Annotated in this window: 7 protein-coding genes; 2 read left to right on the plus strand and 5 right to left on the minus strand. The window is 67.8% G+C overall.

Going from position 1 to position 10,114, the window contains the following annotated elements; all coding sequences use genetic code 11:
* On the plus strand, positions 1 to 1,323 hold a 1,323-nt coding region (locus AB8Z36_RS15610; RefSeq protein ID WP_440581927.1), incomplete at its 5' end, for a cytochrome P450.
* Between the two features lie 242 nt (positions 1,324 to 1,565).
* On the opposite strand, the gene AB8Z36_RS15615 is transcribed toward AB8Z36_RS15610, so the two are convergent.
* Entirely contained in the window at positions 1,566 to 1,865 is a 300-nt protein-coding gene (locus AB8Z36_RS15615) for a hypothetical protein (RefSeq protein ID WP_369213901.1), read from the minus strand.
* A 1,195-nt stretch (positions 1,866 to 3,060) separates the two neighbouring features.
* On the minus strand, positions 3,061 to 3,915 hold the full coding sequence (locus AB8Z36_RS15620) for a hypothetical protein (protein WP_369213902.1): 855 nt from the start codon (positions 3,913 to 3,915) through the stop codon (positions 3,061 to 3,063).
* A 506-nt stretch (positions 3,916 to 4,421) separates the two neighbouring features.
* Between AB8Z36_RS15620 and AB8Z36_RS15625 the strand changes: the two genes are divergently transcribed.
* On the plus strand, positions 4,422 to 5,336 hold the full coding sequence (locus AB8Z36_RS15625; RefSeq protein ID WP_369213903.1) for a hypothetical protein: 915 nt from the start codon (positions 4,422 to 4,424) through the stop codon (positions 5,334 to 5,336).
* Positions 5,337 to 5,397: 61 nt separating this feature from the next.
* Here AB8Z36_RS15625 and exaC read toward each other — a convergent pair whose 3' ends face one another.
* The 3 genes from exaC to AB8Z36_RS15640 all read right to left on the minus strand — a co-directional run bounded on the left by exaC (position 5,398) and on the right by AB8Z36_RS15640 (position 9,325).
* Complete coding sequence (gene exaC / locus AB8Z36_RS15630) at positions 5,398 to 6,921, minus strand: acetaldehyde dehydrogenase ExaC (protein WP_369213904.1); 1,524 nt, start codon at positions 6,919 to 6,921, stop codon at positions 5,398 to 5,400.
* Between the two features lie 325 nt (positions 6,922 to 7,246).
* Positions 7,247 to 8,512 carry a GAF domain-containing protein gene (locus AB8Z36_RS15635; RefSeq protein ID WP_369213905.1) on the minus strand — a complete coding sequence of 422 codons (1,266 nt, stop codon included), beginning with the start codon at positions 8,510 to 8,512 and terminating at the stop codon, positions 7,247 to 7,249.
* A 207-nt stretch (positions 8,513 to 8,719) separates the two neighbouring features.
* Positions 8,720 to 9,325 carry an N-acetylmuramoyl-L-alanine amidase gene (locus tag AB8Z36_RS15640; RefSeq protein WP_369213906.1) on the minus strand — a complete coding sequence of 202 codons (606 nt, stop codon included), beginning with the start codon at positions 9,323 to 9,325 and terminating at the stop codon, positions 8,720 to 8,722.
* Positions 9,326 to 10,114 lie beyond the last annotated feature (789 nt).

A 10,114-nucleotide genomic window follows, 5' to 3' on the forward strand; every position in this document is an offset into this window, starting at 1 on the left:
GAGCGTCAGGAGGACGGCGGGCTGAGCGCCGTCGCGGCCTCGGGCGGGCTGCACCAGTACCAGTTGCGCCTGCACGAGACGTACGGCCCCGTCGTCCGCTTCCAGCTACCGGGCGCGGAGTCGGCCGTGTCGATCGCCGATCCGGTGCTGCTGGAGGCCACCGCGCACCTCGACGAGCGGCCCGCGGAACTCTTCGCGTTCCTGGACCCGCTGTGCGAGGCGGGCAACCTGCAGGTGCTGCCCGCCGATGAGCACACACCCTGGCGTCGGCAACTGCTCTCGGTACTGGCCGGACGCCCGGCGCACGAACGGCACTTCGCCCGCTTCACCGAGCTCGCGCAGGAGCTCGCCGACCGCTGGGCGGCACGGCCCGACGGCGAACCGGTCGAGCTGCAGCACGATCTGACCGCGCTGTCCCTCCGCATGATCTGCGGCTTCGCGCTCGGCGGCGCGGAAACCGATACGGAACGCGTCGTCACCGCGTTCGAGGAGGTGCTCACCGAGCACCTCGGGCGGCTCTACCAGGTGCCGCGCCCCGACCCCCGCTCGGCGGAGCGCGCCGACGAGGCCCTCGCTTACCTGCGCGCGACGGTCGACCGCGTGGTGGCGGCACATACCGCGGACGACCGAGCCGAGGGGAGTGACCGTACGGCCCCCACGGACCGCAGCGACCTGATCGGGGCGCTCGTCGAGGCAGGTCAGAGCCCGGCGCGTATCCGGGACACGGTCATGGTGACGCTGCTCGCCGCCCACCACACCACGGGCGTCGCCGTCTCCTGGACGCTGCACCTGCTGGGCCGCCATCCAGAAGCGGCCGATCGCGTCACCGCGGAACTGGACCGGGTGCTGGGCGACCGCGCCACGCCCGACTACGGCGACCTGCGGCGGCTCACCCACCTGGACAGGGCCCTCAAGGAGTCGATGCGCCTGTTCCCGCCCGGCCCCTACGGCGCACGCGAAACGACGGACGACCTTCCGCTCGGCCCCTACCGGATCCCGGCGGGGACGACGGTCTTCTACCCGTTCTGGGCGATACACCTGAACCCCGATCACTGGCCCGACCCGCACCGGTTCGACCCCGAACGCTTCACCCCGGAGGAGGCCGCCAAGCGGCCACGGCTCGCGTACGTCCCCTTCGGGATCGGCCCCCGCAGCTGCGAGGGCGCCGCCCTGGCCACGGTCGAGGCCCAACTCATCCTGGCGACCCTCCTCAAACGCCTCCGCTTCCGCCCCGCACCGGGCCACGAAGTGACACCGGTGGAACGCTTCGTACTGTGGGCACGGGACGGAATCCGGATGAGGGTGGGGCGGAGGCTCGGTTAGCAGGCTGTCACACCCACCCGGTGACGGCGACGGTGACGGTGCAGGTGTGGGACGGGGAACCGCGCCCGCTTCAGAGGGATCCCTCCGGAGGCCCGGGGCGAGTCGGATTCGAGTTGACGCCGACTCGATCCACCGAACGGGGCCATCCAGGAGTGCTCTGCTGCCGTGATCCCCCCAGTCGCCGCTGCGTGATCATTCCACTGCTTCAGGTTCCCCCTGATCGAACGCGATGCGGCAGCGTTCTATCTGCTCGATATCTGCTCGGCCACGTACTTCATGAACCAACGCATGATCTCGTAGGGGATGACGTGCTCGTCGCGGCTGTGGATGTGGACGGTCGGCTCCAGGTCTGGGTCCTCGTCGGGTATCACCGCAACCAGGAGGGCCAGTCCAGGCAGGTGTGTTTCCGCGTTGGGGATCTCAGCCCACGCGGCTGGCGCCGGGACGGCCTCACTCAGCTCCACGCACCATGCCTCGTCCGGCAAGGCGTAGTGGAACTGGACGGCATAGTGACGGCCCGCATGAACGCGCAGCTCTGGCATGCCCGCAGGCTGCCACAGTCCGCGTCGAAGTCCCGCGAGTATCCCGCCCAGCACCTGGCCCGGGTCCCGTCGGCATTCGCGGGGACAGCCCCCTTAGGGGAGCATTTCTCTCCACCGCTTGGCTGCGGCGCGCTCCGCGAAGCGGGGGGCCTGAAGGGCTCTGCCCTGGTCAGGCGCCCTTTTCCCATGCCTAGAAGAAGCCGAGCTTCTTCGCCGAGTACGACACCAGCAAGTTCTCGTCTGCTGCTGGTACACACATGCCACGGCTGCTGCCCTGCCGCTTTGAGGAGGCTCTTCAGCCGGTTAGCCGTCTTGGCCCGCACCTGGCCCGGATCTTGTTGCCTATTCGTGCTGCGAGGAAGATCCCTTCTTCGGCGTGATCGCCATGCTGGGCTCGGGAGCACCCCCGCCTGCGCTGTACCAACTCGAGCCAATGGGCCAACGAAGCCAGCACTCTGTCACGCGAACCGACGGGACGTTACCGGAATGGGATATTTGCATTCACGAAGAGCGGCACCATATGCAGTTGACGGCGTTCCGTTCACCCAGGGCCCTGGGTAGGGGTGACATACCGTAATCAGCGCAGCACCTGGCCACGCAAGCACTGACGCTTGCCCATCCAACCGTCTGGGTAACCGGGCGGCCGAGTAACTGCAGGTAACGGCGGAGCGTATGACCTTTTCCAGAGAAATCGCGAGGAGCGCGACTGAGAGCCAGTAGCGGCCACAGGCACAGCCAGAGGTCACATACGGTGGCAGCCGTAGCCCAAGACGGGTGAGACCGGCGGGGCGTCGCAGTCGCCTACGCACCCCGCCGATCCAGCGCGGCGGTCGGCAGTTCCCTGCAAAGAGGCCGGCCGCGCTCCCAGTCGAGGTATATCCAGCATGGCACAGCCCCCTCCGGCGCCCCGGCAACCGGGTGTGGAGATGTTCGATAGCCCTGTCCGCATCTACGCGACTACGGGCGGTGCACTACTCGCCGCACTCACATTGCCCGAAGAGCCCGCGTGGCTTCGGCCGGTCGCAGCCACCGTTGTCTGCGCCAACGCCATCAAGGGCATCTACCGCAGCAGGTAGGGCCTGCTGATCCGATCATCGGCCCCGCACTTCAAGGTGCGGGGCCGACCTCGCTTCATCTCCACGATCACGCAACCGACTCCTCGTCGGCGTGCCGTACGGCATGCCACGAGCGGATCTTAGGGGGAGCCACCGCCGTTGCCGTTCGATGAGGCACTCGTGCCCGGCGCAGGTGTTGAGCCAGGCCCAGCGATCATTGCCTGAGCCAGGGCCGTCACCACCTCGGCGCGCTGCTCATCACTGAGCTTCGAATCCGCGACAAGCCGTTCAGCAGCGAGGTACCGCGAGAACTCCAGAGGCTGGTCGAAGTAGGCACGCAGATGGCCAGCCGCAGCCTCCTGCGAGCGCACGAATGTGCGGCTCACGTAACCAGCAAGGCCTGCGGCAACCGCCCCGAGGCTGCCAGCGACCACGCTCCCGGCTGTCGTGCTGGCCTGCAACGCAACAATCACGAAGGCGACAAGAAGCACGAATCCGAGCACCATAGCGACCTGCGCATTGCGAAACGAACGCGCAGCCTGTCCAAGGGCAATCTCGTGATAGAGGTCGAGACGCCGATGCGTCACCGTCCACAACTCCGACAGCGTAAGCCTGGGTACGCCAGTCGCTGCGGAGCGGAGCCGATCAGCGATCTCGTCCACAGCATCCGCCGGATCAGCCTCCTCCGCGTCCTGCGGGCCCTCGTCGACACGCTCATCAAGGTGGGGCAGTACGAGGTTCCCGTGGACCACCAGACCGCCTTCGACGGTGACGCTGGGCCGCAGTGCCGCTTCGAGCCCCTCCTCGGCTTCACGCACGCGTTCTCGGCTCACCGAAATTCGGGCCGACTCTGCACGTCGGTCAGCGATGACTTGCCAGAGCGTTCCGGCTGCAGCGAGCGCCGCCACCACGGGCCCCACGAAGTTGGCAGCAAGCTCTAACAAATCTGGGTTGCGCCAATCCAGGAGCCCCCAAAGGGCGAGCGCAAGGCCCATCGCAATGAGGAGTCCACCTGCGAGGGTGAGCACGAGAGGGCGTGCGCGTCGCGTCCACCTGGCTAACCCTTGGTCAACCGTTCTACGAGGCTCAACCTCGGGCGCGTCTTCCATAAGTAACGAGCATGCAGACCCAGGCCCCGCCCGTCCAGCGGGTTCCTGGATCAACTGTCACCACAGGGAGCCTTTTGCCCCCCAGCGCGACGGAAGGAGCGCTCCGGCATCGACCATCGTGCTTGACGGCTTGCCGCTCGCCTACCGCTGCACGAGATCTCCACCGCTATGCCTCCGCGTTCTTCTTCGGAGTACCCCCGCCTGCGCGGGGAAGACTACGCGCCGCACGCATCACGGATGCTCGGGCCACCATCGCCCCGCCTTGGTTGTTGCCAGCCTGGCTGCAGCGCCACTCGCTGCCTGTCAGTGAGCTAGAGGAATCCGACACTTTGCGCAGAGGGCTCGGTGGCTGGTGCCGCAAGGCCGATGGGGCGGCAACTGCTGCGAACACCGTGAAGCGCAAGGAGGCCGTTGTCAACGAATTCTTTGGAGTGGCAGTCGAACGCGGGTACTTCAACCAGAACCCGTTGACCGGCCTTCGATGGTCCGCCCCTGAAGTCGCTGACGATGTCGCTCCCGACTGCGTGCCGAACCCGGCGCAAGTCGCACGGCTGCTTGCCGCTGCCAGAGCTCTTCCAGGCCGCGGCCCACACTTGAAAGCGTTCTTCGGTTGCATGTACTACGCCGCCATGCGCCCGGCCGAGGTAATTCAGTTGCCAAAGTCCCAGTGTCGCTTGCCGACGAGCGGTTGGGGGTTGCTCAACCTGAAAGGCGGCGTTGTGACGGCTGGTAAGAGGTGGATTGATGGCGGTGACATTTACGAGATTCACTCGCTCAAGCGCCGAGCAGTCAAGGCGAAGCGGCCGGTGCCCATCCCGCCCGTGCTCGTCCGCATGTTGCGTGAACACATAGAGCGCTTCGGAGTTGCCCCGGATGGACGTCTCCTCCGCAATGCGGCGGGCACCTACGTCGGTGCCGCGGCATACGGCAACACGTGGGGACGGGCGCGCGAGGCTGCTTTCGCCTTCGACGAGTATGCCCTCGCGTTGGCGAAGCGCCCCTGCGACCTTCGCCACGCAGGCATTTCGTTCTGGCTTGCTTCCGGCGTCGACCCGGCTGAGTGTGCGCGCCGAGCCGGACAGAGCATTCAAGTGCTGATCCGCTTCTACGCCAAGTTCCTGACCGAGGCACGGAACCACGCCAACAGCTTGATCGAGGAGTCGATGCGCCGCTGGGAGGTCCCGACGGACGACGAGGAGGCTGCCTTTGCAGGAGTCTGGCCCGGAAATGCCACGGAACAGCTGGTCAGAGGTGGGACACTAGTGGGAGATATGGGGATTGGCTACGCGTCTCCTCCTGCTGCGTAGTTGCGCGTCCTGAAGGGCGCCTGCCGGATGATTGCCCTGGTCAGGCGCCCTTATCTCCTGCCTAGAAGAAGCCGAGCTTCTTCGCCGAGTACGACACCAGCAAGTTCTTCGTCTGCTGGTAGTGCTCCAGCATCATCTTGTGCGTCTCGCGCCCGATGCCCGACTGCTTGTAGCCGCCGAACGCCGCGTGCGCGGGGTACGCGTGGTAGCAGTTCGTCCAGACGCGGCCCGCCTGGATCGCCCGGCCCGCCCGGTAGGCGGTGTTGATGTCGCGCGTCCACACCCCGGCGCCCAGGCCGTACAGCGTGTCGTTGGCGATCTTCATGGCGTCGTCGAAGTCGTTGAACGACGCGACCGAGACGACGGGTCCGAAGATCTCCTCCTGGAAGACCCGCATACGGTTGTCGCCCTCGAAGATCGTGGGCTGGACGTAGTAGCCGCCCGCCAGCTCGCCGTCGTAGTCGATGCGCTGCCCGCCCGTGAGCACCTTGGCGCCCTCCTGCTGGCCGATGTCCAGGTAGGAGAGGATCTTTTCGAGCTGGTCGTTGGAGGCCTGCGCGCCGATCATCGTGTCGGTGTCGAGCGGATGTCCGGCCTTGATCTGCTCGGTCCTGGCGACCGCCGCCTCCAGGAACTCGCTGTACTGCCCGCGCTGCACCAGCGCCCGCGACGGACACGTGCAGACCTCGCCCTGGTTCAGGGCGAACATCGTGAAGCCCTCGAGCGCCTTGTCCCTGAAGTCGTCGTCCGCCGCCCACACGTCGTCGAAGAAGATGTTCGGCGACTTGCCGCCGAGCTCAAGGGTGACGGGCTTGATGTTCTCCGAGGCGTACTGCATGATCAACCGCCCCGTGGTGGTCTCCCCGGTGAAGGCCACCTTGGCGACGCGCGGGCTGGACGCCAACGGCTTCCCGGCCTCGACCCCGAACCCATTGACGATGTTGACGACCCCCGGCGGCAGCAGATCGGCCACGAGGCTCATCCAGTAGTGGATGGAGGCCGGGGTCTGCTCGGCGGGCTTGAGGACCACGGTGTTTCCGGCTGCCAGCGCGGGCGCCAGCTTCCACGTCGCCATGAGGATGGGGAAGTTCCACGGGATGATCTGCGCGACGACGCCGAGCGGCTCATGGAAGTGGTACGCGATGGTGTCCTCGTCGACCTCGCTCAGGCTCCCCTCCTGCGCCCGGATGACCCCGGCGAAGTAGCGGAAGTGGTCGATGGCGAGCGGGATGTCGGCCGCCAGCGTCTCACGGACCGGCTTGCCGTTCTCCCAGCTCTCGGCGACCGCGAGCTGTTCGAGATTGGCCTCCATCCGGTCGGCGATCTTGCGCAGCACATCCGAACGCTCGGTGGTCGACGCCCGCCCCCAGGCAGGCGCCGCCGCGTGCGCCGCGTCGAGGGCACGCTCGACGTCCTCGGCGGTACCCCGGGCGATCTCGGTGAACGGCTGCCCATTGACCGGGCTCGGATTCTCGAAGTACTGACCGCGCGCGGGCGCCACGTACTCGCCGCCGATGAAGTGGTCATAGCGGGACTGGTAGGAGACGATCGCACCGTCGGTACCAGGCGCTGCGTAACGGGTCATCTTGACTTGCCTCCCGAGAAACGCTGCCCGCCGCTGGGCAGCTCGCGCTGGGAGGCTAGGCAGCAAAAGGTTGCAACTAGGTTGCGGCCGAGACCGCGACGGTGACCGCTCCCACGCCCGTGCTGGTGACCGGTGACCGGTGACCGGTGGCCCGTGGCGGCAGCGACAGTGCCGGTGCTGGTGCCGACCGGCGGGGCACGCGCCGCCGGGGCGAGGCAGCTCGGTCGAGCGGGGTGCTGCTGCCTGGGTAGGGCGGCTCTGTCGGCGGGCGCTGCTTACGGGGTGTGGCAGTTCCGTCGGACCGTGGCCGCCCTGGTCGGGAACGTCAGCCCGGCCCCGCCGCCGATGACAGCTCGGTGTCCAAGGCGCGCAGACGGAACAGCACCGGCGGCGTAGGTCGCAGCGTGGCCAGAGCCCGCCATACGTCCAGATCGTCCTCACCCCACGGCGTGCGCACCCAGTCCGCGAGCAGATCGGGGTCGTTCCTGTCGATGAGCGCGGCCCGCAACTGCTCGGCGAGCCTGCTCCGGAGCCTGACCAGCGCCGGAGCCTGCGACTGCGGCAACAGCGGCCCGGCATACGCGGCCGCCGCAGCCGTGACCGCCCCCGCCCCCAGCCGACGCTCGACCGTGTCGACGTCACACTCCACGGGCACCGCCAGCCGATACGGCCGCGACCGCAGCAGTTCCGCCCCCAGCAACCTCCGCAGCCGAGCCATCTCCGCCCGCAGCGTCACCTGCGGCACCGACTCGTCCTCGTACAGCGCATAGAGCAGTTCGTCCGCGCTGAGCCCCTCCGGATGACGGGCGAGCAGTACGACGATCTCGCTGTGCCTACGGCTGAGCCGCACCTTGCGCCCACCGGTCAGGAGCAACGCCTCGTCCCGCCCCAGCGCGGTCAGCTCCAGGGCAGCCTTGGAGCTCACCGGCGGCGCCAGCAAGGCAAGATGTGACTCCGCCGCCCTCGCGACCGCCTGCACGAAGGCCAGACTGTGCGGGTGCGCGAGACCGTCACCGCCGGTGATGTCGACCGCTCCGATCAGTCGCCCGGTACGCGGATCGTGCACCGGGGCCGCCGCGCACGTCCACGGCTGCACCGTCCGCATGAAGTGCTCCGCGGCGAACACCTGCACCGGCCGACCTACGGCCACCGCCGTACCCGGTGCGTTGGTGCCCACCTCCGACTCCGCCCACCGCGCACCCGGCACGAAGTTCATCCGTCCCGCCCGCCGCCGTGACACCGAGTGTCCCTCGACCCACAACAGCCTGCCCTGCGCATCACAGACGGCCAGCAGATGCTCCCCGTCCGAGGCGAAGGTACCCATCAGCTCGCGGAACAGCGGCATGACCCTCGCCAACGGATGCTCGGCCCGGTAAGCGCCGAGGTCCCCGTCCGTAAGCTCCACCGCCGCGCCCGGCCCCTCCGGGCTGACCCGCGCCCTGGCCGACCTGCGCCACGAGTCGGCCACCACGGAACGCACCGGCCGCACCACCGTCCCGCCGGCAGTGAACCTCTCGTGCGCCTGACGCAATACCCGCATCCGCTCGACGGGGTCGGCGCCCGGCGCCAAGGCCACCCATGGATCGGTCAATGCGGCCTCCCGGAACGGCGATGCGGTGGTGCCATCGTCGCCCCGGGAACGGGAGCCGACAAGCGTGCCGCACGGAACAGATCTTTCCGTCCCGGGCTCTGCCCCGGGCTACCGGGCTGCCGGGCTGCTGGGCTGCCGCGCCCCAGGCGCGTTCCCTGGCATCCCTCGGAGCGGGGCTCCGACGGCCCAGGGGAGGATTCGGTGGGCTTAGACGGAGTTGACGAGGCGAATGTAGCGAGACCAGTCCCAGTTCGGGCCGGGATCCGTATGGTCCGAGCCGGGCACCTGATGGTGTCCGAGGATATGCTCCCGGTCTCTGGGGATGTCGTACTTGGTGCAGATGGCGGCGGTCAGTGCGGCAGACTCCTCGTACATGGCGTTGGTGAAGTACTCCGGCTTGTCGACCCACCCTTCGTGCTCGATACCGATACTGCGTGTGTTGTAGGACCAGTTGCCCGCATGCCAGCCGACATTGCGCTCGCGGACGCACTGGGCGATGTGGCCGTCCTTTGAGCGCACCACGTAGTGGGCGGATACCTGTTTCGCGGGATTCTTGAAGATGGCGAGTGTGTCCGCGTACGTCTCCTGGGTGACGTGAATGATCACGCGGTCGATGGCGTAGGTGCTGGGGCGGCTGGCGGCGGTGTAGTTGGAGGTGCTGGCCGGCACCCATTCGGCGCCGGGATAGTCGACAGCCCGGGCGGCGGCGATCGCGCGGTGGGAGGACAGGAGCGCCGTCGGCACGGCGGCGGCCACTGCGCCCTGCAGCAGTCGGCGTCTGCTCGGGAACGGGAACCGTCTTTCTCGATCCATGACTGAACTGCCTCTCGGTGGGGGGAACGGCTTGACTGCGCTGCTCTTGAGAGGGCTGCGAGGGCGGCTATGAAGGCCGCGTAGACCATATGCCCGTGATGACCGTAATCCGTGTGGGGCGTCGGTCCGTGAAGGTCATCGCTCGTGTTGTGGGTGAGGGAACCTCCGATCTCGAGGCTTTGGTGACCCGCGTTGGTCCGGGCCGCGTTGAGCGGCCACAGCGTCGCGCTGTGCTGTCCTCGCGGAACGCCGCCACTGAGTTCCGCCGCGCTGCCTCTGCGGACTGCCGTCCGTCCTGTCAGGGGCGTCGGCTCATGTGCTGCTGGGCAACGATGCGGCTATCTGATGGAGGTGCGCACGCAGACCGCGATGCCGTTCTTGCGCGGGCAGCGGCCGGTGGAGCCCCGGCCTATCGAACCTCGGCCTATCGAACCTCGGCCTGTGGAATCTAGGCCCACCCGGCCTACGGGATCCCGGCCTACCCCCGGCCTATGGAATTCCGGCAAGCCCGGCCTATGGAACTTCGCCAGTTGAATCGCCAGCATGTGAATCCCCCGATCCGCGAGAGCCGGTGCCGCCAGTGCGGCAGCGCCTCGCGTGAATTACGTTACGGCGCCCGCCGGTTGGGACGGAAGGGCGTGGCTCGCATCTGTGGGCAGCATCGAGATTGTGGATATCTCGGCCACTCTTACGGGGGACCCGGAGCGCGAGCGCACGCGTTGCCCATGCCCCGTGCCGAAGGCACCGAGGGGCGCCGCAAGACAGAGCCGCCTAGGCGAAAACGTCGAG

This window comes from Streptomyces flavofungini (genome assembly GCF_041028215.1).
In the GTDB taxonomy this organism is placed as follows: Bacteria; Actinomycetota; Actinomycetes; order Streptomycetales; family Streptomycetaceae; genus Streptomyces; species Streptomyces flavofungini_B.